Raw genomic sequence first — 23426 nt, forward strand, 5'->3', positions numbered from 1 at the left:
CATTCAGTAAATCAGGAACATTATGGCGGGTCTTGTCTGGATAACGATGACGAAACCAATTGGAGGGTTACAACGTGCGATTTAAAGATGTTTTCTCAATTATCGGTCCGTCGATGACAGGACCATCCAGTTCACATACAGCGGGTGCTGCAAGGCTGGGCCGTATTGCCTGCCAATGGCTGGGATGCACACCGGAGCGTGCGCGGCTCACACTGTACGGATCATTTGCAGATACGTACCAGGGACACGGGACCGATCTGGCACTCATTGGCGGCCTGCTCGATTATGTTACGGATGATCCGCGGATACCGGATGCAGAGCAGTATGCAGCCGAAGCGGGCATGGAGGTTGAATTTTATACGAGCGGTCTACCTGCTCCCCACCCTAACACGGTTAAGATTGAACTCTGGCATGGTGAACGGCAGTGCTCATTAATGGGGGCTTCCATTGGCGGCGGCAGTGTGTCGGTGCATGCGCTGAATGATTTTCGCGTGCAGATCAGTGGGGAATTTCCAACGTTAGTATTGCGTCATGCAGACAAAGCAGGCGTGCTGGCCTCGGTCACTTCAACAATTAGCTCCTCTGGAGTGAACATCGGGTATATGCAGGTGGATCGAAAGGCACGGGATGGAGAGGCGCTGACGGCGATGGAGATGGATGCTCCTCCGAGTGAAGAGGTTCTGAAAAAACTGCGTTCGCTGGATCATGTGCTGGACATTCGAGTGATTGATCTGAAGAGAGGGGTTGACCCGAATGCGGTTTAAACATTTGCATGAATTAAACGCGATCTGCACAGCCGAGTCCAAAACAATTGCGCAGCTAATGATTGAGGAGCAGGTGCAGGAGACGAACACACCGGAGGCAGACGTGGTGAAGCAGATGTCTGAATACTACCAGGTGATGAAGGAAGCGGTGCGCAAGGGGCTTACAGAGGATACAACATCACGCAGCGGACTGACTGGTGGAGACGGGAAAAAGATGGCCGAATACATTCGCCAGGGGGAGACCTGCTCCGGTGAAGCTTCTGCTCTTGCTATGGCCTACGCTCTGTGTGTATCGGAAGTGAATGCTTCTATGGGGCGTATCGTGGCTACGCCAACAGCGGGCTCCTGCGGTATTATTCCGGGTGTGTTCATCAGCTCGCAGGAACGCTTTGGCTGGACGGATGAACATCTGGTGAACGGACTGTTCTGTGCCGGGGCTATCGGGTACGTCATTGCCAACAACTCATTTATCTCCGGTGCGGAGGGCGGCTGCCAGGCCGAGGTAGGGTCTGCAATCGGTATGGCTGCGGGTGCGATGGTGGAGCTGCGCGGCGGCACGCCGGAGCAGGTCGTGCATGCGGTCGGGCTGGCTTTGAAAAATACACTGGGCCTCATCTGTGATCCGGTGGCTGGCCTGGTAGAGATTCCATGCATCGTGCGTAACGGACTCGGCGCCGTTACCGCACTGGCTGCGGCGGATATGGCTCTGGCAGGCGTACGCAGCGCCATTCCTTCCGATGAAGTGATTGATGTCATGCTGGAGGTGGGCAGTGCGATGCCTAGCCGTCATCGTGAGACAGCGCAGGGCGGGCTTGCCCAGACCCCTACAGGCCGCAAAATGATGGAAAAGCTGGCGAAACCGAAGGCGAAGCGGGCAGAGCCGGAAGACAAACCTGATATCCCAGGTACGGATTAAGGCAAAACAAGACAAACCGAATACAAAAAAACACATGACAAAAGAGCGTTCATCCACCTGTGTAGCAGATCAGGTTATGATGAACGCTTTTTATATGGACTGTCTGCCCCGTTTGTCGACCTGTAGCGTCGTTGTGAACATATACTTAATCCATGCCAGGTGAAGAATCTGGCTATTATTATTGCTCCGCCAGTTCCGTACGCATAACGGCATAGCCATAGGCAGGCAGTTCAATGGCGAGAACCCCTTGGTCTATAGCGGTGCGGTGATTGCCTTCAAACAGCTCGGTCCAGGGCTGATCGCCTGCCTCCAGCTCAACGATGGCGGTTTCCTCTGAGCGGTTGAACAGCACCAGAATGCGCTCGGTATCACTCTTGCGTTCCATAACGAGCTGACTGCCGCCCGCACGGGCTTGCAGGAAGCGAACCGTGCCTTCTGCACGCAATGCCGGATGTGCATGACGAAGGGCAATCAGCTTTTGATAAAAGCTGAGCAGTTCCCGGTCCTGCTTCGCTTCATCCCACTCCATGCATTTGCGGCATCCCGGATCATGGTCCCCGTCGAGGCCAATCTCGTCACCATAATAGATGCAGGGTGCTCCCATATAGCTGAACTGGAACAATGCGGCCAGCTTCATCTTGCGCTGATCTCCCTCGCACAAGGTAAGCAGGCGGGGGGTATCATGACTGTCCAGCAAGTTAAACGCCACCTCGCTGGCCTGAAGCGGATAGCGGGATAACTGGCGGCCTATGGAGTTGGCGAATTGTTCGGCGTGCATCTTATCTTCAACAAAGAAAGCATTCACAGCTGCCGTAAACGGATAATTCATCGCGGCATCAAACTGGTCGCCCTGCAGCCAGGCAGAGGACTCATTCCATATTTCGCCCAGAATGTAGGCGTCGGGATTGGCTGCTTTCACGACACGGCGGAAATCACGCCAAAAAGCATCATCCACTTCATCGGCTACATCGAGACGCCAGCCGTCCGTGCCGATTTCCTTGATCCAATACTCGGCTACTTCAAGCAAGTAGGCTTTGACATCGGGGTTTTCGGTATTCAGCTTGGGCATATGTGGTTCAAAGCCAAACGTCTCATAAGTTGGAATGCCTTCCTTCACGTCCAGCGGAAACTCGTGGATATGAAACCAGTCTTTGTATTTGGATGCCGCGCCGTGCTTCTGCACGTCCAGGAATGGGGCAAATGTTTTGCCGGAATGATTAAATACCGCATCCAGCAGTACACGAATGCCGCGTTCGTGACACAGCTTAACCAAACGTTTCACCGTATCCGCATCTCCGAAGTGGCGATCTACGCGCAGGTAGTCTTCGGTATCGTATTTATGGTTTGTCGTAGCCTCAAAGATGGGAGTGAAGTAGATTGCATTAATGCCCAGTTCGCTAAGGTAATCCAGATGATCCATCACCCCTTGCAGGTCGCCGCCAAAGAAATTGAACGGTGTAGGTTCACCGCCCCATGGTTCAGCCTTCTCGGGATTGATTGCAGGATTACCGTTCGCGAAGCGTTCGGGGAAAATTTGATAAAATACTGCATCCTTCACCCAAGCCGGGGGTGTAAATACAGCTCCTGCATGAATATAAGGGAACTGAAACATCCGGCCCGGATCATCCGGCTCCTCGTCCTGGAAGTCCGTCTCGGTCATCCAGATCTGTTCATCCCCATTTTTAAGCAAAAAAGCATACTTCAATCGACGATACGGAGGTTTCACTTCCCCCTCGTAATAATCAAACATGGAATCTGACGTGAATTTGGTCAACGGCACGATATCCCGTGTTTCCTCCCACGCATATTTATCCCCGGTCAGGGCATAAACCTCGGTCAAGTCATTCTTTTTGGCACGCAGGCGCAGGTGAATGGTATCCTGGTCATAGGCATAGGCCCAGTTCCGTTTGGGTTGGTGAAAGATGGCTTCGAGCAGCATGTGAAATTCCTCCCGTCAGATGTGTATAGGATATGCAGAAGCAAGTGTGGTATATGTAATGCTTATCCGACTATTGTGAAGCTGAATGTTTCGGTTAATATTACGTCAACACGGATTGCGTTATAATAACTCTGAAGGCAGGTCATCTGTAATGATGAAGTGATGCGGATATGCCAAATCTGCCCAGATATATCATTAACCCAAAGGGTAGTGAAAGGAAACGAGTACATATATGAAAAACAAATTGTTATACATTGAAGACGATACCGAGATTGCGGCGTGGGTAAGAGAGGATCTGGAGGACCGCGGTTATGAGGTCACGTGGCTCGGCAGCGGAGAGGGTGCTGTTGAGGCGGCAGCGGGCTGTTCTCTGGTGATACTGGACGTTATGCTGCCAGGACTGGATGGATTTACAATAGGTCAGCGTTTGAAAAAAGAGTACCCTGCTGTGCCGATCGTCATGCTCTCGGCCAGAACGTCGATTGACGACAAGCTGCATGGGCTTGATTTTGCCGATGACTATGTGACCAAGCCATTTCATCCAGACGAGCTTGCTGCCCGCATTGAGGTGCAGCTGCGCAAGGCAGGTGCGGCTGTATCCAGCAATAATGTCTTGAAGCTCGATCATCTGGCGATCTATGAGAAGGATAACCGGATCGTTAACGAGCAGACGGGAGAAGAAATTATTTTATCAGGCAAACAGTTTCACATTTTCTCGTATCTGCTCAGAAATATGGGGATGATCCGTACCAAAGAGCAGATCTATGAGGCGGTATGGAACGAACCTTATCTGGATGGAGACAAGACACTAATGGTACATATCCGGCATCTGCGGGAGAAGCTGGAGCTTGATCCGGCGAACCCGGTCATCATTCAGACGGTGCGTGGTGTAGGATACCGAGTGAAGAAGCCATGATTAGCTGGCTCCGGCAACGAAAAGCAAAGAGAATGGAACGGAACGCGACATTACAGCCCTCTGTCCGGCCCAAAATGAAGTTCGGACGTTCTTTGATGACAAGATATATGCTTCTCATTTTGGCGGCTGTGTTGTTTGTGCCTGTTGTGGTTCCTTTGGTAGCATCGGTTTTCATTGTGGTCATCAGCAATACCAGCGATAGTATAGACGCACCTTACGGTAACGCTGATAACATTACCAATCTGTGGGCTAGTGAATCCAAAAAGCTGGATGGGGCGTCGGATCAGATGATTAATACACGAATGAAACAGCTGCAGGAGAAGTATCCCAGATCGGCCATGTACCGTGTGAATGCAGAAGGCAGAACGGTGCTGATTCTTGGTGGCGAAGAAGCCCGGGTGTTGAAGTCAAAGTCATCACACACTTCACAGGTCATGCCCGGGACCTCAGATACCGATGTCACACTGAAGTGGCCTTCCGCAATTGGAGAGGAGGAAGAGACCCTAATTCCTGCAGCATGGACGGCGAATTATGCCATACAGTTCATGAAGAAGGCGCCCTATCGCAATCCGCTAACCGTTGTTGCTTATATTGGAGGTGGAAATGAAAACAAAGGACAAGGTTTCATGGTGATCGAGGTCCCTCGAAAATTCATTCAAAAAACTTCCAGTAGCGGGGTAGTAGAATTCATTTATTTTGGCGTAGTTATGCTGCTTGTTTTTGTTTTATTCATCGTGATGTCTATTCTGTTTTTCGCTCAAATCCGCAAGCGCCTCGTTCGCCTTCAGACGGCGATGGCTGCCCCGGATCATGAGGGTATTCCGAATCCGGTCCATATCCGAAGATCGGATGAAATCGGGCATCTGGAGGAATCCTTTAATCAGATGGTGTATCGGTTAACGGACAGCCTCCAGCGGGAGCGGGAGGAAGAGCAGCTTCGCAAACGGCTGGTTGCGGGTCTCTCTCATGATCTGCGCACACCCCTGACGGTTATCCGCGGTCACATGCATGCATTGCACAAAGAAAATCTCAGCGAGCAGGGCATTCGAGCACTAGGCCGCATGGAGAAGAAGATGCAGGATCTCAGTGAGCTTATAGATAATATGCTTTCCTATAATCTGCTTACGAGCGGAAGGTACACGCTGAAGCTGGAGCAGAAGGATGTGCTGCGTATGGTCAGAGAAGCTGTGGCTTCTTGGTATCCCGTGTGGGAGAAGGAGAACTTTGAGATTGATATTGATCTGCCGGAAGCTCCGTTGATGTGGGATGTGGATGAGCAGGGAATGAGGCGTGTACTGGATAATCTGTTTCAAAATGTTGTTCGTCACGCTGCGAGCGGCAAATATATCCGCATATCGACCGAGCAGGTGCAGGACCAAACCGCTGTGGTCATTGAGGATCATGGGCCGGGGATTCAGGCCGATTCAGGAACGAAGGGTACAGGACTTGGACTGTCGATCGTCGATTTGTTAATTCGCGAGATGGGCCTGCGCAAACGGGTAGACAGTTCCGAGGCGGGTGTCCGTACCTATCTGTACAGTGGGAGAGAAGGATAAGCGTTCAGGAGAATAAACGAGTGCTCTATCATTTCGCGCCTCTATACCGAGCCTCTTTTTAAACCAAACTTAAACTTGCACGTAGGCTTGCTTTAACCTTGGAGGGTTACGATAGTTCCGAGGTGATTAATAGTGAGTGAAAATATTATTCAAACGGCAAATTTATGGAAAACATACAAGGACCGTGCAGCGGTCCGTGAGCTTGATCTGCATATTAAAAAGGGAGATATCTACGGCTTCCTCGGTCCGAATGGTGCCGGTAAAACAACAACCATCCGCATGCTGCTCGGCTTGATCAAACCAACCAAGGGAGTCATCCGTGTCTTTGACAAGGATATTCGCAAGGAACGTATGGATATTTTGCGCCGTGTAGGTTCTCTGGTGGAGTACCCATCCTATTATGGACATCTGAATGCGGTGGAGAATCTTGAAGTGCTGCGCCGCATTATCAATGTGCCCAAGTCCAGAATTGACGAGGTATTGTCTATTGTCGATCTGACCAAAGATGCCAAACGGGCCGTCAAAGGATACTCCCTGGGTATGAAGCAGCGTCTGGGTATTGCCAGTGCACTGCTGGGTGATCCCGAATTGCTCATACTGGATGAGCCGACCAACGGACTTGATCCGGCGGGGATTCAGGAAATCCGTGAGCTCATCAAACGTATGCCGCTGGAGCATGGCATTACCGTACTGGTCTCCAGTCACTTGCTGAGTGAAGTGGAGCAGATGGCCAGCCGTGTTGGCATCATCCGGGATGGCAAAATGGTGCTGCAGGATACCATTGCCAGTCTGCAAAGCCAGACTGGCAGCACTATCAGACTTATGGTATCAGAGCCGGAGGCGGCAATGAAGCTGGCTCGTGAGCAGGGACAATTCGGTTCGCAGCAGGGGGCAACATTAACATTCCCTTATATGGACAACAGTGCAGTTGCCCTTCTCATTCGCCGCCTGATTGAACAGGAGCATGACGTGTATCGGGTGGAAGAACAGCGCCAGTCTCTTGAGGATCTGTTCCTGCGTGTTATTGGTGAGGGGGCGTCTGTATGACCGGGCGTGCATTATCTTCGGATTGGCTCAAGATACGTGGGAAAGGCATCTGGTTTCTGGTATTTCTGGCCCCGATCGGATTAACGGCCATGCAGGCCTTGAATTTCGGTTTACGGCTGGATTATTTGAAAGAGCAGTACGCAGGCAATCTGTGGGGAGGTTTGCTGGAAAACGTTATTGTTTTTGTACCGCTCGCTTTGATGCTGGGTGCGACGATTCTCAGTTCCATGGTTGCCGGAATCGAGCATGAGCAGGGCTCGTGGAAGCAGCTGCTCGCACTGCCCATCTCCAGACCCGCGGTCTATCTGGCAAAGTTCCTGCTGGCTTGCGTGCTGCTGATCATCTCCAGTCTGCTGCTGACGGCTGGTGTTGTTGGATTAGGACTGGTGCTTGGCTTCGATGCCAAAGAAATACCTTGGGCACAGGCGCTGAAGCTCGGACTAATGCCTCTGGCCGGTGCGCTCCCGGTATTGTCCATTGAATTGTGGCTTACGCTGGTATCCAAAAACCAGGCGCTGCCGGTTACATTTGGCATTATTCTTGCCATTACTGGCATGTTCTCCTTATCCATCTCCCCACACTTTCCACTGGCTTGGGCGCAAATGGCATGGAGTTCACCGAATCCCTACTTGTACGCGGGCATGGGCGCAGGCTTGGGAATCCTGATTATGCTGATTGGCATGATGCACTTCAGCAGAAAGGATGTGGCCTGACATGAGCTTTACGACGACCTATTTTCGTATTCTTTCTGCTGAACGCTTGAAAATGGCTAAATCGCCGGTTTGGCTCCTTGTACTGATCAGTCCGCTCATTTCCTTGCTTATCGGTCTGTTGTCCTCTACGGGGGATTGGAATGCTTTGATGTCAGTGATGGTTATGCTGCATGGGATGCTGCTGCTGCCGATGTTGACAGGTGTCTTCACTTCGTTTGTATGCCGATTCGAGCATGCAGGCGGCGGCTGGAAGCAGTTATTGGTTCTACCACTTACACGAGCAGGTGTATATTGGGGGAAATTCACCATTGTAATGGCTCTGGTTGCTGGCACACAGCTGCTGATGCTCGGTAGTATTCTGCTGACAGGCATGATCCAGGGCATGGCAGATCCTATCCCATGGAGTCTGATTTTGGGCAGATTGCTGCTCGGTTTTCTGGCTTGTGTACCGCTGGCTGCATTGCAGATGTTTGTCTCTCTGATCTGGAGCAGCTTCGCCGCACCATTGGCATTAAATTTTGCACTGACCATTCCGAATATTCTGGTTGCGAATTCAGCTACGTATGGACCCTATTATCCATGGGCTCAGCCGATGATTCTGATGGTTCCGATCGAGGGAGCAGGATTCGGGGCATACAATGTTCCGCTAAGTACACTTTTATCGGTAGTAGGAGGCAGTGCTGTTCTGTTTATCGCCATTGGCATGATCTATTTTTCCAAAAAGGAAGTATAAAGGGCTTGTCACAACGGTTTTGCTAAATTCAATATCTCTCTTGGGACTGCCGCATCGTTATTCGTATGCGGGCAATCTCAGGAGATTTTTTTATTGTTAGCTTCCAGATGATCCATTTTTTTCATCATGATAGCTGTGGATTTTATCATAGGATATAGGCAAAATGAGATAAGAATCTGGTAAAATAAAAAAAGCTGTTTCTAGTCGGTCTTACATGGTTATTCGAGGGTAAGCCTTGTTACAGCCAAGAGTGGCGTATAATGAAATAAAGGTGAAAAGAAGATTTGGCTGAGAAAAGAGGGGTAGGCCTTTGGAATTGAATAAAACGGAAACCCTGAAACGAATTATTTCTGAGGGAAGCTCTTACCGGTCATTGTTTTTCAATCACCCGGATGCCATCTATGTCATGGACATTGAAGGAAACCATATCGATGCAAACCCTTCATTCGAACGGTTATCCGGCTACAAGATTGGAGAGCTTGCAGGGGTGAGTCGGGATCGCATCAGCCCGCCTGAAAGTGAGACAAGACGAGAGCAATTCATTGAAGAGGTGCTGGCTGGACATTCGGTCAGTGAATCCATGGCGTTTTATCATAAAGACGGTTCTGTGAAGCATGCACAGGTTACTTATATACCCATAACCGAAGATAGAGAGGTTGTCGGCATTTACGGCATTGCCAAGGATGTGACCGACAAGGTGAAAATGGAACGGGAACTGCAGGAGACACAGGAGAAGTATCAGGTGCTCGCAGAACATGCACAAGACCTGATAACTACCTGTACTACGGACGGCACATTGTTATATGTTTCTCCATCGGTCTATACGCTGCTGGGATACGAGCCGGGGGAAGTTACGGGAAAATCCCTCAAGTCCTACTGTTACCCGGGAGATTATCCTGATCTTCTGGCGCTTTCGAGTGTTGGAAATGGATGCAAGATGAGAGTGCTGCATAAGGAAGGACACTATATCTGGATGGAGACACTGGCGAAGCCTGTAGCGGGAGAGCAGGGCGAGGTGAGCCAGATTGTCAGCATCAGCCGCGATATCACTCAGCATAAGGATGCAGATCGGCGTCTGCGCGAAAGCCGCCAGAGGTACAAGTCATTGTTCGAATACAATCCCGCTGCCGTATACTCCTTGAACCTGGAAGGCGAGTACAGCGCAGTGAACAGCAATATGGTGCAGATGCTGGACATTCCGCGCAGCAAGCTGATCGGACGATCATTCTTGTCGAATCTGGAGAAGAGTGAGAAGAACAAAGGAGAGGCCTTCTTTGAGCTTGTGAAGCAAGGAGAGCCTCAATATTACGAGACACGCGTTGTTAGTTCAAGCGGCCGCAAGATTGAAGTATCAGTAACAAATGTTCCGATTATTGTAGATAAGGAAATGGTCGGTGTTTACGGCATTGTATCCGATATTACGGAGCGCAAGGAGTACACGGAGAGGATTCAGGAGCTGAGCAAGCAGCATGAGTTGATTCTGAATACCGTAACGGAAGGCATTTACGGCCTGGATACAGACGGCGTTACGATGTTTATGAATCCGGCGGCTGCTTCAATGTTTGGATATGAAGCCGATGAATTTATCGGCAAAAGCTCACATCCTATTATCCATCACTCCCGAGCCGATGGCAGCTATTTTCCTAAAGAAGAGTGCCCGATCCATATGACGGTAATGGATGGACATGCCCGGTCGGTGATGGAAGATGTGTTCTGGCGCAAAGACGGCAGCAGCTTCCTGGTTCAATATCAGGTGACTCCGATCATTGATGAGGGACAGATTCGTGGTGCAGTTATTGTATTCAATGACGTTACTGGAGAGCGCGAGATTGTTCGTGCCAAGGAGACGGCCGAGCTGGCTGCACAAGCAAAATCGGAATTCCTGTCCCTTGTGAGTCATGAGATTCGCACACCGATGAACGGCATCGTGGGCATGACCGAGCTGCTGGTAGGCACGGACTTGTCTGAGGAGCAACGAGAGTACGCACAGATCATTCAGGAGAGTGGCGATGCATTGCTGAATATTCTGAATGATATTCTCGACTTCAGTAAGCTGGAATCCGGTAAAATGGCACTGGCCTATGAGCCGTTCTCGCTGCGCAAGATGCTGGAGCAGGTCGCGGAGCTGTTCAAGCCGCGCGCAGATGAGAAACATCTGGAGATTCGCTTCCGTCTGAATCCAAGCATTCCTGACTACATGGCAGGGGATGCGATGCGAATCCGCCAGATTCTGGTGAACCTAGTTGGCAATGCGCTCAAGTTCACCGATCAGGGAAGCATTGATGTGACGGTTGATATGATCAAGGGCAGCAGACCGGAAGATACGGTACTTGATTTTGCTGTAGAGGATACAGGGATCGGGATTCCTGCGGATAAGCTGGATCAGCTGTTCCAGTCGTTCTCCCAGCTGCATCCAGTCATTAACCGCAAGTACGGCGGTACAGGGCTGGGGCTGGTGATATCCAAAAGGCTTGTGGAGATTATGGGTGGAACGATCAGTGTAGAGAGCACGGAGGGTAAAGGTTCCATTTTCCGATTCGCGATTCCTGCCGCACGGGTGGAAGCTTCTGGAAAGAAATCGGCAAGTGAGTTCCAGCATGACCGTACACGTCAAAGTGACAAGGTAGCCATGCGTATTCTTGTGGCTGAGGATCATCCGGTCAATCGAAAAATTCTGCAGGAATATCTGGAGAAGCTGGGTTATCAGGCCGATGTGTGTACCAACGGTGTGGAAGCCATTGACGCGATCTCCCAGAATGCTTATGATATCGTGCTGATGGACATTCACATGCCTGTAATGGATGGGCTCAAGGCCACCGATCTGTTACACAGGCTTATTCCGGAGGATCGGATTCCTCCGATTATCGCTGTAACAGGCAATACGAAACGAGAAGATAAGGAAGCTTGTCTGGAAATCGGCATGCGAGATTTCATTAGCAAACCGGTGATGCTGAGTGAGTTAAAGCGTGTCTTGCAGCAATGGGGCCCTTCCGATGAACCACGGCTAGCTCCGAATTAACATAGAATCAAACAACCTCAATATCCACAGACGGTGTGGTGGATATTGAGGTTGTTTTGGTTGTTTTGATTGTACGCATGGAGTGAGGGCGGCTGCTCCCTACCCAGACTCCCTATTCAATTCTCAGAATTCAGGCGATGGTCAGACGGTTGATATTGCCTGATAAAATTTCACAGGAGCGATTAAACTTGTCATATTCCGCTCCATCGAGATTCAGTTCGATAATCTCCTGTATGCCGCCTTCGCCAATGATGGCAGGAACACCTGCACAGACATTATGTTGTCCATACTCTCCCTCCAGAATCGCGGAGACGGCAATGATTTTATGCTCATCGTTCAGGATGGAGCGGGTAATATGGGCGAGGGCATTACCGATGCCGAACTGGGTTGAGCCTTTGCGGGTAAAAATCTCCCAGCCGGCATCCTTTGTTTTTTTGGCGATATCGTCCAGATCGAGATGTTTGAAGCGCTCCTTGTGCTGCTCCAGAATGTGCAGGATCGGTTTGCCACCGATTGTCACATGAGACCAGGCAACAAATTGGGATTCCCCGTGTTCCCCCAGTGCGTAACCGTGTACACTGCGCGGGTCGATGGAGAATACCTCGGACAGCAGCGTTTTGAGCCGGGATGAGTCAATGGAGGTTCCGGTTCCAATGACACGCTCGCGCGGCAGCCCGGATAGTTTCCATACCATATACGTAACGATGTCTACAGGATTGGCGGCGACCACAAAAATGCCGTTGAAACCGCTGTTCATAATGGGAACGACGATGTCTTTGGCAATGGACTCCGCTTCCTCCAGCACATCCAGTCTCGTCTGTCCAGGCTTCGGATTAGCCCCTGCGGTCAGAATGATCACGTCCATGCTGCCGCAATCAGCATACGTACCTGCGTACACCTTGGTCCGGTTATGCGTGAAGTCCATACAATGGGAAAAGTCCAACGCCTGTGCAACAGCCCGATCATACGTCCGATCAACCATCATAATTTCTCGGCAGATCGATTGATTAATCATTGAATATGCACAACTTGAACCAACCAGACCTGCTCCGATCACCGCTACTTTACCTGATTTGCCTAACACTGCCTTCAGCCTCCGTTTACATTGGATTTAATCCGTTACTTGATCATTATTATGTTAAGTATAGTCCTTTATTTTATGCTAAAATTCAATTCCACGTTACATAAGATAACACATGGAAAAGCAATACAGCAATGAATCCCTCTGTCGCGGGAGCGTATTGGAGTAATGGAGTTAACAATATTGACATCAAATACATATGCCAAAATTTAGACGGCATTTGCATATCCCCTTTTCGACATGACAGCATTCCCGCAGCTTGTCGGATGAAGGGCTTTTTTTACGAAATATATACCTGACAAAAGTTCTTACCAATCCGCAGAAATAGAACTAAACCGTCAAAGGGATCTGCAGATTAATTCACGAATACATATCGACAAGCAAGAGAGGTGCACGTATGGATGATGGGCAGATATATCTGACTACAGGTCTACTCGTGTGCAGGAGAAAGGTTACCCGATCCGATGACAGTTTGTTACAGAGACGTTGAAGCCAAAAAACTTCATATCATGGAAGCGTACCGAAAACACTTTGTTACGGGAGGGAATTAACGATGATTGAAGAAGCAGGAGCAACAACGGAAACGGCCAAGAGCCTGGGAATAGGCGCCAGTACTCTTCGTAAATATGCGGCAGCATTGGAGGAGCAGGGATATCGCTTCGAACGGTCTGCGAATAAATCCAGATTGTTCAAATCCGATGATATCGAGTGCATTGAACGTCTGATGACAGAGCTCAGGGAGCATAATATGCCACTGGTGGATGCGGTGGTCACTGTGCTGTCCCCGGCAGGAGGCAAGAACGGAGGTGTACCTGAGCAAGTCCTGGAGGGAAGCTCGGAGCAGGAGTGTGCAGCCGCCAGTGATCTGCCACCTGCGGCAGCATCTTCGCAGGACTCTGCGTTGGAACAGTCAGAAACCATGTCGCCTGATTCGTTAGCTCCGTCAGGACTGGAGCAGCACGCACAGCTTCGATCCTACGAAGGGCTCGGCCAGCTTGTAAGTGAAGTCACCTATGGTGCCGTAGAACCGAAACAGGATGATCGTGTGCAGCTGCTCCAGCACCGGGTGGATGAGTTGGAGCTAACACTTCAGCATCTCGCGGAAACCCATCTTGCGCTTCAGGAGCAGATGGAGAAGCAGCGCCAATGGATGAATGACAAGCTGGAGGAGGAACGGGACCGCGAGCTGGTGACGAATCTGCGCAGTTATCAGGGCCGGAAGCGCAAGTCCAAAATCTCTTCCCTTCGCATGTTGTTTGGCTTGCTGCCCAAAAAACATAAGGAAGCATAAGGAGCAGTGAGAAAGTACAGTGAAGCGAAAGAAGCATAAGAGGCGACGAGCAAGCACAGCCAGCGAAAGGGAGTATACAGAGACATAAGGAAACTTGTGTTAGGCGTTATTCAATCGTTGATCGTGATTTCACCCGCTCAGCCTGATATAATGGCTCCAATACAACATGAAGTCCAGCCGCTGATCTGTCTGTTTGCCAATATAGAAAAGGGGACAGAGATCGGAAGCTGGCGTAGGAGGCAATGTGGAGCTGCGTCGAGTCTGGCAAAGGTGGATTGGCCTGTGGACAGACCGTCCTGGTCGTCAGGGAACGATATTAGGGAGTCGTTATGTTATACAGGAGCTGCTTGGCATGGGGAGTTACGGGCTGACCTATCTGTGTACGGATATGCAGACGGGAGAGGAAGTGGCTCTGAAGGAAGCGAAGCCCAGCAAGGGGAAACTTGCTGTACAGCTGTTACACCGGGAGGCGGATGTGCTTCAGCATCTGCAGCATCCGACGATTCCCGAGCTGCTGCACACGTTTACGGTGCGTAGACGGCACTATATGGTGACGGAGTATGTTCGTGGACAGACGCTGGAGCAGTTGATTTTTGAGCAGGGGCAGCAATATACAGAACGGGAATGTGTGGAGCTTGCCCTTCAGCTGCTGGCTCCTGTAGCCCATGTGCATGAGCAGGGATATATCCACGGGGATGTACGGATTCCTAACGTTATTTTACGGGAGGGGCGGGTGCATCTGATCGACTTTGGCCTGGCAAGACGCTTGGGGGAGCCGTTGTTGCCTGAGCTGAAACGTCGGTTGAAGGATGTGCCTGAGCCTGAAGACGAGCAAGCCGTACCGGATCAGGACTTGCAGGATATCGGTCATTTTCTGCTTTTCTTGTTATATTCATCGTATGAACCGCAAAAAGGCCATGAGCCTGCCAGCTGGCAGGAAGAGCTTCGGCTTACGCCTGCTTTACATGAGATGCTGGAGCGGCTTCTCGGGCTACGTCCTGCGTACGAGGGAGGAGCAGCAGAGCTGCAGCGCGAAATGAATCGTTTGAGGCTGCTGCTGTAGGTGAATAGTTATACAGAGAAGGGCTGAATTTGGCCAAATGCGACTATACAGCGAAGCAGTTCGCTTGGAGTCGAGTTCTGAGTGGGGGAATGCGAACTGCACACAATACAACCACGCACGGTACAAATTACGTGCTATGTTTATAATAAAGGAGTGTTCCGCTGACCGTGTATAGTACGGTGCAGGGAACACTCCTTTGTTGTGTCTGAACTTGAGTGACAGGATCACGAGCGGGAGGTGTTTTTTTCAGAGGAGCTTGTCTTGATGTTTGTTTAACTGGAACTGTACTTTCTGCTCTTGTAATAACCGGAACCGTGGCGCTGATCCCTGTATTTCATGTCTGAGGAGGAGTAGCGCCTGTAGGAGCGTTTGCCTGAGGAGCTGCTGTATTTTTTGTAGGAGCGTCTGTCTGAGGAACTGTAGCGTTTATGGTGAGAAGAGGATTTGGAGTCTATAAGTTTGCCTATGATCTTCTTGAACATGAGCGTTCATCCTTTCGTGTTCAGCTGTTTTAGGCTAATACGCAGGTTGTCTTGATGGGGTTTCGTGTTTTTATGAGAAAAAAGTATTCATTCACGGGCAGGTTGGCGTATAATAGGATGCTTGCTTTATCATCGGAATTTTTTATTTTCAGTGTTTCGCGTTACAATAGAAGACAGGATACGATCATAACGGACAAGGAGTAGTTGGAATGATTATTATAAAGACGAACGAACAGATTGAACATATGAGAAAAGCTGGCGAGATTCTGGCTGCGTGCCATCGGGAGATTGCCAAAATGATTCGTCCGGGGATCACAACACAGGAAATCGATCAGTTTGCCGAAGCATTTATGAAGAAACATGGCGCCACGCCAGAGCAAAAGGGGTATAACGGGTATCCTTATGCGACATGTGCGTCGGTTAATGACGTGATCTGTCATGGCTTCCCGGGAAAATACGTGCTGAAAGATGGCGATATCGTTACTATCGACATGGTCGTTAATCTGAACGGCTGGCTGGCTGACTCGGCTTGGTCGTATGCTGTAGGTAATGTAAGCCCAGAAGCACAGCATCTGCTGGATGTGACCAAAAGCTCTCTGTATAAAGGCATTGAGCTTGCGGTTGTGGGCAACCGGATCGGAGATATCTCCAATGCCATTCAGGTGTATGCTGAAGGTGAGGGACTGTCTGTCGTTCGTGAATTTATCGGGCACGGAATCGGAGAGAAGATGCATGAAGAGCCGCAGGTGCCTCATTACGGCCCGCCGCATCGTGGACCACGTCTCAAGGAGGGCATGGTTATTACAATCGAGCCGATGCTGAACATCGGAACGTTCCGCAGCAAGCTCGATTCGGACGGATGGACTGCGCGTACGCTGGATGGAAGTCTGTCGGCTCAATATGAACATACCATTGCCATTACGGCAGATGGGCCCGTTATCCTGACTGCACAATAAAGTTGGGGTTGTTTGATACAAGTGTATTCTGATCGGCACAACATATTTGCATATTTCCAGGCGGCCCACGTTTGTGATCCGCCTGTTTCGGTTTAAACTATTATGAAGGTTTGAAGCTTGAGCAAAGAAGGATTTGAAGCCTTAGCAATAAAGCTTTGAACAATGCAGGTTAGACATAGAGCCAGCGGTATGTCGTTTCATGGCGGCTTGATCGAGCTGCCTTAGAGCCGCTGGGTAATCAGGAGGTTGTTTTTGATGACAGTAAACAAACAGATCGTGCTGGCGTCCCGCCCGGAAGGTGCTCCTACCCGAGAGAACTTTAATTTTGTAGAAGCACCGCTTCCTGAGCCGGAAGCCGGACAAGTGCTGGTGCGTACATTATATTTGTCGGTTGATCCGTACATGCGAGGACGAATGAAGGATACAAAATCGTATGCGCCGCCATATGCGCTGAATGAAGTAATCAAAGGTGGAACGATCGGACAGGTGGTGGAGTCATCCGAGCCCAACCTGCGTAAAGGCGATCTGGTCACCGGGATGTGGGGCTGGCAGCAGTATGCTGCTGTGAATACAGGTGATCTGGCGTTGATTGATACAGACGAGGCTCCGATTACCGTTTATCTGGGTGCACTGGGTTTGACGGGACTTACTGCATATTTTGGCATGGAGGATATCGGCAAGCCCAAAGACGGCGAGACGGTTGTAGTCTCCGGTGCGGCAGGTGCTGTGGGCATGATTGCGGGGCAGATCGGTAAAATTGTCGGAGCACATGTAGTCGGTATTGCAGGATCTGACGAAAAATGTGCTTATCTGAAAGATAAGCTGGGCTTCGACGTTGTACTCAACTACAAGACGGAGCAGGATATGTCGGCAGCCATTGGAAAAGCTTGCCCGAACGGGGTTGACGTGTATTTCGACAACGTTGGCGGTGACATCTCGGATGCGGTGTTGCGCCATATTAATCGTAATGCGCGTATTCCGTTATGCGGACAAATCTCGTCTTACAATCTGGAAAAGCCGGATATCGGCATGCGTCCGCAAACGCTGCTGTTAACCAATACAGCGCTGATGAAAGGTTTTCTGCTGGGAGATTATACAAAGTCCTTCAAGGAAGGCCGGGCGAAGCTGGCAAAATGGATCAAGGAAGGCAAGCTGCAATATGAGGAAAATATTGTGGAAGGCTTCGAACGCACCCCGGAAGCATTCATGGGTCTTTTCTCAGGCGACAATCTGGGCAAGCAGCTGGTGAAGGTTGCTGACCCTGAGTAGAAGTTAGGAGCTGAGGAGAGTCAGAGACGGTCAAGCATCAAACCTTAGCTGTAAACCGTAAACCATAAGAAGTATGAACGATCAAACACAAATCGCAAAACAGTAAACTCTTATAAGAAAAATCTCAGAGTATATAACCGAAACAGCAAAAAGACACGTTCTATGCGCACGGCGGGTGCGGCGGACGTGTCTTTATTTGTAGTTCTTGCTGTATGCATCTGAAGCTTCACGCATCTGTCAGTCGTTTGGAAAGCATCTGTATATAAGTCTAGGGCTGAACAGCCAGCACTTCCTTGTAATGCTTATACATATATACGCGCCAGCGCACAATCATGCCAAAGGCCAGCAGGAAGAACAAACCACCCGTTTGCGGAATGGTGACATATTGCTGGATTACTTCATGCAGGATGAGCCGTACAGCCAGCAGTCCCAGTAAAATAAAGGCAAAGCTGCGGGAGCGTGTGGCAAAAATCTCTTCGCCTACGCGTTCAAACCGGGTGCTGCGAATGAGCGGATACGAGAAAATAAACCAGCCCACCAGCAGTGCGATGAGCGCCCATAATAGCGGAACATGGGTCTCGGGTACAACAAACATAAAAAAGCCTGTGCTCATGCCGAGCGGTGGAATCAATATTTTACGGATCGTGACTGGCCTGTGGCTGGCTTTCATACGGATGAAGATGGCCAGCAGAGCCATAACAAGCATGCCAACGGTCGCCCCGATTTGCAAATAAAACGGAGAGATTTGAGCCACGTAAACGCCCTCTTTCTGGAATAAGATGTTTATTCGGGAATCCGGAATTCCCGAAGTGCGGTGTAACCGGATTTTTCAGTTCCTATTATAGCACAAACCGAAGTGCCCGCTAGAATGTATGTCTTTGGAACGGCTGGCTTTTAAATGAGCATTGTTGCAATTTGAAAAATATGTATTATTGTTCCCGCGTAGCGAGGGTTTATTCGATGATGTGGATATAAAAAGGGAGACTGGATGAGGGAGGAGACGGTGAGGTAACAGTGAAGTAAAAGTGAAGTAATAGTGAGGTAACAGAGGACTCACAAGATGCTTCATGTCGCTAACGATTCCCAGGAAGCTTATTTGCCTTATTTTCCATCTATTTGAAATGTAACGATTCGTAGAAACCTTATTTCATAGATTATCGGCTCATTTCAGCAATTCCAGCCTGTTTTTGATGGAATAGCGTTTGTGGGAATCGTTAGATTTCCAAAACGCTGAATATCGGGCATATAACGTTTCTGAGAATCGTTAGAATTCTGCTCGTTAGTTATAAAATGGGCTCAGCCAAACGTCAAAAAACAATAAAATCACACTTTACAAAAAAAGCGTTTTCAAATCCCGATTTACCGATTATAATAATCACGTAAGCCCTTTCATATGTCTATCTTATTGGAGCCCTTCGCGCAGCGGAAGGCTCACTTTTTTTGTGCAAAGAGCTTTCGAGCGCCGTGATTTGGAGCGAGATTTTCAGGAGTTCTGAGCAGATCGCAAGGAGGCTGTAAGTATTGATATATCAGGAAAATTCATCCCTGGAGCATATCCGGATACAAGTGTTGACAAACATAACTGTTATTCCTATAATGACAGTTATACTTACCTTGGATTGAAGTTCATCGGTGCATTAGGCCGGGAAGGGAGTAAGTTATGAACAGCGAATTTACCATTGCGGTACATTGTCTTGTTTTTCTATCCATGAGAAGCGAGTGCATGGCCAACAGTGAAGACCTGTCTCAAAGTGTGGGTACACATCCGGCCAGAGTCCGCAAGGTACTTAGTGTTCTGCGCAAGCATGGTTACCTGACCACAAAGGAAGGTGCTCATGGTGGATATTTGCTCAGCCGTCCGAGCGAGGAGATCAAGCTTGGGGAGCTGTACAGGCTCGTAGCTGGAGGTTCTCTTGGCCCGAGCTGGTGTTCGGGTGAATCAGGTTCACCGTGTAAAGTATCCTCCAACATGCAGGGGGTAATGGGTGCCATATACGATGGAGGGGAAGAGGCGCTGAGTGCTTATTTCGACCGCATATCGATTCTTGACGTGCAGCAAAGCATTGAGCGTGGAGAAAGTCCTTTGTCCATGAAGGCATGTTCAGGGCCAAAGCAAGAGCAAGAGAAGTCTTGACGGAGTGCGGCTGGGCTGGACTTGCATTTAACAATATTTTTAATAACAGGATGCTGACCTGCCCAAAGATCATTTCTATAAGTGACTTGCAGGACAGGCGTATGCTCGGTGTAAGGTGAATTTGAATGACGGTCATTCCGGGCATAACGTGAACACAGATCGGATGCGTTCGTCTGCGCTGATGTTATTTTCGGAAGGCCTGTGCTTGGGGCGGATTGGCTTTCAAGGCGTGCTTTGCGAACGTAAAAAATAGATAATCCAAACAGAACTAAGGAGTGGAACACATGTCGGCTACTGAAAAAAATGAAACACTTCGCGTCATTAGCGAACGCCACGCGGTTAAAAAGTATGAAAAAGGTTTTGCAATGCCTGAGGCAGACCTGAATGCCATTCTGACGGCAGCTTCCGAAGCACCGTCTTCCTGGAACCTGCAGCACTGGAGATTCCTTGTGATTGAATCCGAAGCAGACAAAGCAAAATTGCTTCCGATTGCTTACGGTCAAACACAAGTTGTTGACAGCTCTGTAACGATTGCCGTACTGGGTGACCTGGAAGCAAACCGCAATACATTCATCTATGATCAGGCTGTTGAAGCTGGTGCACTGCCTGCTGAAGTTCGTGACGCATTGGTGGGTCAAATTAACGGTGCTTACCAAAACCCGCAAATTGCTCGTGATGAAGCGATTCGCAATGCATCCTTTGCTTCCCAGAACATTATGCTCGCGGCACGCTCCCTCGGTTACGACACTTGCCCAATGGGTGGATACAATCCGCAGCAGTTGATCGAAGCGTTCAACATTCCTGCACGTTTTGTGCCAACATTGCTGATCACTGTAGGTAAAGCTGCTGAGCCGGCTCGTCCGTCAGGCCGTTTCCCACTGTCCGAAGTGGTTGTAAAAGGTTCTTTCTAAAGTCCAACTTTGATTCGGACATTATAGATGCTTATTCCCAGCGAGTACATTACTCTTAACGAGGTGTACTCGCTTTTTGCTTTTGTCAGGTAGGAGTATATCAAGATACAGTTATCCCACGATGTTAAAAAGAAGCAAAGTCTGTCCTATCGACAGCAGGTGACTTCAATAACAACGGTATTGATGCGATTTCTAGTGGAACACCAGTTGATGATTATAGAACCGTTTCAGGAGGATGGCTCGCTAAAGAAGAACGTGAAAGATGATTCATATTCTGCGAAATAATATACAACACAAACCATTAACCCCGCACCCTTCCTAGGGAAGAAAGATGCGGGGGTTTGCGATTTTTAACCTTTTATTCAAAGATACATGCTATTTCTCCGGCGTTTCTGGAATTTGCGGTGTCGTGAAGGAGTTCATGTGCTCAATTGCGTTATACATCATTATCGCAGCTTCAGCGCGGGTGATGGCTTGTTGCGGATGGAATTGACCGTTCGCATCCAGTGTGCTGATTTTTAGTACAAGGGAACGTTGTACAGCACCCTGGGCATCCGGGGTAAGCTCGCTCTCGTCCGTAATATCTACTGGCTGGATTTTGATCATCGGCAGACCGCCTTTAGCCTCGATCGCCTGCATCAGGAACACGGTGTACTGTTCGCGAGTCATCGGTTTGGACGGATCGATATCCTGCGGCAGCTTGATGCTGTTGTACTGTGCACGGATAAAAGCATCACTGTACCAGACGCCGTCTTTGACAGTCGTGAAATAATCGCTAGGCACAGGCATTTTGATAAAACGAATCGCATTCAGGTTGAGGTCCAGTCCGTCCACAATCAGTTGGACCCCTTGAGCTGTATTCAGCTGTTCTTCCGGCTTGAACAAATGATCACTGACCCCCTTGATCAATCCTTCCTGATGGAGGGATTCAATTTTATCTGCCCCCGGTACGCCCTGAATATCAGTAAACTTGGCTGGCGCAGCATGGAGAGGACCTGCACTTAATGTGAGCGTGAGCAGAGCTCCTGCGGTGAAAGCAGCAATGATATTTTTCTTCATCTGGGTGTCGCCTCGCTTTTCCAGGGAAGTTCTTTTCCCTTTATTTTAAAGTGATTTGCCCCTATAGACGACCCTTCTGCTCAAAAGGTTGCTGCAATTTTCCTTAACATTATCCTTTGGATTGGTTTCGGTAATCAGTTGGCGAACGTCCCATGATTTTGCTGAACAGTCTAGAAAAATAGTACGGGTCACTGAAACCCAGCTCGGAGCTGATTTGCTTGACGGTCCAATCGGTAAAATCGAGATATCGGCAGGAATGCTGGATTTTCAGCCGCAAAAAATAATCGATTGGTGAATGCCCTGTCACTTGTTTGAACAATTGAGAGTAATGCGGAACGGACAAGCGGGCATGAGCTGCAAGCTCTTTGAGTGTCACTCCGCTCTCCAGATGCTCCAGCATATATTGCACGGAATGCTCTGCTGCCTGTTTACTGCTCATCACACCGTTGTCTGTTCCAGGAGCATAAGGACCGTAAGCGAGCAGGCCGAGCATATACCCGACAATCTGGGAAGCAAAGGTCAAGGTCTGTAAGGAATATCCGGTCTCCAGTACACCATAGCATTCATGAAAAAGCTCCAGCCATCGCTGCGCCTTCGCCGGCGGCATCGTGGATATCTGCTCCTGCTGTGTTAACAAGGGTGCGATGTATGTGTGGGCATGATTTCCGCGCAGGTGAAGCCAGAAAATACTCCACGGGGCCTCTGTGTTGGCCCCATAGACGTGAGGAACGAGTGCTGGCAGAATGATCAGGTTACCGGGCTGTACGGTACATGTTTTGCCGGAACCAGTGGAGTACCACCCGGAGCCTTCCGTGCAATACATCAGGATGTGTGAATCACATCCTTCCGGGCGGTCGCGGTAATGATGCTCGGCTTTATGAAAATAACCGATGTCTGTCACATATAAACCTGATGTGATTGGAGAAGCAGCAGCTTCCTGCAACAGTGATTCGGGGAGCACAATTAGTTTTTGTCGACGAAATCCGTCAGATTTACGTAATAAAGGGGGTCTGTGTGTAGGTCTCATATTTAGTATTATGGTGAGCGTGGGTAGAGGAGTCAACGTTAATATGTAAGCGTTATTATGACTGGGTGTCTGTAGAGTCTAGAAAGGGCTTGAATAAGGGGGGAGTGGAGGAGCGGGCTGAAGGAGTTTGAAGAAAGTGGTGGAAAGTGAGCCTGGTGAAAGAGCTTGATGAAGGGTGCTCGATGAAAGGTGCTGGATGAAAGTGTCGGATGGAGGGCTTGGTGAAAGCACTTGCTGAAAGTACTGGACGGAGGGCTTGATGGAGGAGAAGTGTTCGCCAACTATTTTAACGATTCCAGATGAGCTTATTTGAGCGAAATAGGGTTCTCTGGAATTGTAACGATTCTCAGAGACCTTATTTCGCTGAAAACACGAGTTGAATGCCTATTTTTGCTCTGATTCGCCCGAATAAGGTTTCCTGTGGACCTATGTCAAGAAAGTAGACACTACGCTATGGATTTGTCCGTAAATTTCATTGCAAAACGAGCAGGGGAAAGATAACCTAGCGCGCCATGCATTCGCTTGCGGTTGTAATAGAACTCAATGTACT

At 49.4% G+C, this 23426-nt stretch carries 19 protein-coding genes; 14 read left to right on the forward strand and 5 right to left on the reverse strand.

Features of this window, described 5'->3' with window-relative positions:
- The first annotated feature begins 74 nt into the window (after positions 1-74).
- Both sdaAB and sdaAA read left to right on the forward strand, forming a co-directional pair.
- Positions 75-764: an L-serine ammonia-lyase, iron-sulfur-dependent subunit beta gene (gene sdaAB, locus HNR77_RS21830; RefSeq protein WP_184189086.1), complete on the forward strand. Its 690-nt coding sequence runs from the start codon at positions 75-77 to the stop codon at positions 762-764.
- Positions 754-1680 carry an L-serine ammonia-lyase, iron-sulfur-dependent, subunit alpha gene (gene sdaAA, locus HNR77_RS21835; RefSeq protein ID WP_184189089.1) on the forward strand — a complete coding sequence of 309 codons (927 nt, stop codon included), beginning with the start codon at positions 754-756 and terminating at the stop codon, positions 1678-1680. The genes sdaAB and sdaAA overlap by 11 nt, the downstream gene beginning before the upstream one ends.
- Positions 1681-1858: 178 nt before the next feature.
- Here sdaAA and HNR77_RS21840 read toward each other — a convergent pair whose 3' ends face one another.
- Positions 1859-3619 carry an alpha-glycosidase gene (locus HNR77_RS21840; protein WP_184189092.1) on the reverse strand — a complete coding sequence of 587 codons (1761 nt, stop codon included), beginning with the start codon at positions 3617-3619 and terminating at the stop codon, positions 1859-1861.
- A 232-nt stretch (positions 3620-3851) separates the two neighbouring features.
- Between HNR77_RS21840 and HNR77_RS21845 the strand changes: the two genes are divergently transcribed.
- The 6 genes from HNR77_RS21845 to HNR77_RS21870 all read left to right on the forward strand — a co-directional run bounded on the left by HNR77_RS21845 (position 3852) and on the right by HNR77_RS21870 (position 11603).
- On the forward strand, positions 3852-4535 hold the full coding sequence (locus HNR77_RS21845; RefSeq protein WP_184189095.1) for a response regulator transcription factor: 684 nt from the start codon (positions 3852-3854) through the stop codon (positions 4533-4535).
- Positions 4536-4567: 32 nt separating this feature from the next.
- Complete coding sequence (locus HNR77_RS21850) at positions 4568-6091, forward strand: HAMP domain-containing sensor histidine kinase (RefSeq protein ID WP_260410756.1); 1524 nt, start codon at positions 4568-4570, stop codon at positions 6089-6091.
- A 132-nt stretch (positions 6092-6223) separates the two neighbouring features.
- Positions 6224-7138, forward strand: coding sequence for an ABC transporter ATP-binding protein (locus tag HNR77_RS21855; RefSeq protein WP_184189101.1), 915 nt, complete (start codon positions 6224-6226; stop codon positions 7136-7138).
- Entirely contained in the window at positions 7135-7851 is a 717-nt protein-coding gene (locus tag HNR77_RS21860) for an ABC transporter permease (protein WP_184189103.1), read from the forward strand. The genes HNR77_RS21855 and HNR77_RS21860 overlap by 4 nt, the downstream gene beginning before the upstream one ends.
- Position 7852: 1 nt before the next feature.
- A complete protein-coding gene (locus HNR77_RS21865) occupies positions 7853-8584 on the forward strand; it encodes an ABC transporter permease (RefSeq protein ID WP_184189106.1) in 732 nt (243 codons plus the stop codon).
- Between the two features lie 310 nt (positions 8585-8894).
- Positions 8895-11603 carry a PAS domain-containing hybrid sensor histidine kinase/response regulator gene (locus HNR77_RS21870; protein WP_184189109.1) on the forward strand — a complete coding sequence of 903 codons (2709 nt, stop codon included), beginning with the start codon at positions 8895-8897 and terminating at the stop codon, positions 11601-11603.
- A 130-nt stretch (positions 11604-11733) separates the two neighbouring features.
- Here the strand turns inward: HNR77_RS21870 and HNR77_RS21875 are convergent, their stop codons facing one another.
- On the reverse strand, positions 11734-12687 hold the full coding sequence (locus HNR77_RS21875; RefSeq protein WP_145405656.1) for an L-lactate dehydrogenase: 954 nt from the start codon (positions 12685-12687) through the stop codon (positions 11734-11736).
- Positions 12688-13237: 550 nt separating this feature from the next.
- On the opposite strand from HNR77_RS21875, the gene HNR77_RS21880 reads away from it, so the two are divergent.
- The 4 genes from HNR77_RS21880 (at position 13238) to HNR77_RS21895 (ending at position 17745) form a co-directional block, all read left to right on the forward strand.
- The gene (locus HNR77_RS21880; RefSeq protein WP_184189112.1) at positions 13238-13975 is read left to right on the forward strand and encodes a MerR family transcriptional regulator; all 738 of its coding nucleotides are present in this window, start codon (positions 13238-13240) and stop codon (positions 13973-13975) included.
- Between the two features lie 244 nt (positions 13976-14219).
- Entirely contained in the window at positions 14220-15038 is an 819-nt protein-coding gene (locus HNR77_RS21885; protein ID WP_184189115.1) for a serine/threonine-protein kinase, read from the forward strand.
- Positions 15039-15729: 691 nt separating this feature from the next.
- Positions 15730-16476, forward strand: a complete 747-nt coding sequence (map, locus tag HNR77_RS21890) for a type I methionyl aminopeptidase (RefSeq protein ID WP_184189118.1) — start codon at positions 15730-15732, stop codon at positions 16474-16476.
- Positions 16477-16731: 255 nt separating this feature from the next.
- Entirely contained in the window at positions 16732-17745 is a 1014-nt protein-coding gene (locus HNR77_RS21895) for an NADP-dependent oxidoreductase (protein WP_184189121.1), read from the forward strand.
- A 268-nt stretch (positions 17746-18013) separates the two neighbouring features.
- Here the strand turns inward: HNR77_RS21895 and HNR77_RS21900 are convergent, their stop codons facing one another.
- Positions 18014-18499 (reverse strand): CcdC family protein, encoded by a 486-nt coding sequence (locus HNR77_RS21900; RefSeq protein WP_184189123.1) that lies wholly within the window; start codon positions 18497-18499, stop codon positions 18014-18016.
- 906 nt (positions 18500-19405) lie between these two features.
- Here HNR77_RS21900 and HNR77_RS21905 point away from each other — a divergent pair.
- Positions 19406-19879 carry an RrF2 family transcriptional regulator gene (locus HNR77_RS21905; protein WP_184189126.1) on the forward strand — a complete coding sequence of 158 codons (474 nt, stop codon included), beginning with the start codon at positions 19406-19408 and terminating at the stop codon, positions 19877-19879.
- A 284-nt stretch (positions 19880-20163) separates the two neighbouring features.
- Positions 20164-20790 carry a nitroreductase family protein gene (locus HNR77_RS21910; protein WP_111269259.1) on the forward strand — a complete coding sequence of 209 codons (627 nt, stop codon included), beginning with the start codon at positions 20164-20166 and terminating at the stop codon, positions 20788-20790.
- A gap of 375 nt (positions 20791-21165) precedes the next feature.
- Here the strand turns inward: HNR77_RS21910 and HNR77_RS21915 are convergent, their stop codons facing one another.
- A complete protein-coding gene (locus tag HNR77_RS21915; RefSeq protein WP_184189129.1) occupies positions 21166-21849 on the reverse strand; it encodes an S-layer homology domain-containing protein in 684 nt (227 codons plus the stop codon).
- A 109-nt stretch (positions 21850-21958) separates the two neighbouring features.
- Positions 21959-22810 (reverse strand): AraC family transcriptional regulator, encoded by an 852-nt coding sequence (locus HNR77_RS21920; protein WP_184189132.1) that lies wholly within the window; start codon positions 22808-22810, stop codon positions 21959-21961.
- Between the last annotated feature and the right edge of the window lie 616 nt (positions 22811-23426).

Origin of the sequence: Paenibacillus sp. JGP012 (assembly GCF_014203995.1) — a bacterium.
Lineage (GTDB): Bacteria > Bacillota > Bacilli > Paenibacillales > Paenibacillaceae > Paenibacillus > Paenibacillus silvae.

Excerpts from the sequence above, each read along its gene's own strand:
- sdaAA (WP_184189089.1), top strand. The coding sequence starts at position 754 with ATGCGGTTTAAACATTTGCATGAATTAAACGCGATCTGCACAGCCGAG.
- HNR77_RS21840 (WP_184189092.1), bottom strand. The coding sequence starts at position 3,619 with ATGCTGCTCGAAGCCATCTTTCACCAACCCAAACGGAACTGGGCCTAT.
- HNR77_RS21845 (WP_184189095.1), top strand. The coding sequence starts at position 3,852 with ATGAAAAACAAATTGTTATACATTGAAGACGATACCGAGATTGCGGCG.
- HNR77_RS21850 (WP_260410756.1), top strand. The coding sequence starts at position 4,568 with ATGGAACGGAACGCGACATTACAGCCCTCTGTCCGGCCCAAAATGAAG.
- HNR77_RS21860 (WP_184189103.1), top strand. The coding sequence starts at position 7,135 with ATGACCGGGCGTGCATTATCTTCGGATTGGCTCAAGATACGTGGGAAA.
- HNR77_RS21865 (WP_184189106.1), top strand. The coding sequence starts at position 7,853 with ATGAGCTTTACGACGACCTATTTTCGTATTCTTTCTGCTGAACGCTTG.
- HNR77_RS21880 (WP_184189112.1), top strand. The coding sequence starts at position 13,238 with ATGATTGAAGAAGCAGGAGCAACAACGGAAACGGCCAAGAGCCTGGGA.
- map (WP_184189118.1), top strand. The coding sequence starts at position 15,730 with ATGATTATTATAAAGACGAACGAACAGATTGAACATATGAGAAAAGCT.
- HNR77_RS21895 (WP_184189121.1), top strand. The coding sequence starts at position 16,732 with ATGACAGTAAACAAACAGATCGTGCTGGCGTCCCGCCCGGAAGGTGCT.
- HNR77_RS21905 (WP_184189126.1), top strand. The coding sequence starts at position 19,406 with ATGAACAGCGAATTTACCATTGCGGTACATTGTCTTGTTTTTCTATCC.
- HNR77_RS21910 (WP_111269259.1), top strand. The coding sequence starts at position 20,164 with ATGTCGGCTACTGAAAAAAATGAAACACTTCGCGTCATTAGCGAACGC.
- HNR77_RS21915 (WP_184189129.1), bottom strand. The coding sequence starts at position 21,849 with ATGAAGAAAAATATCATTGCTGCTTTCACCGCAGGAGCTCTGCTCACG.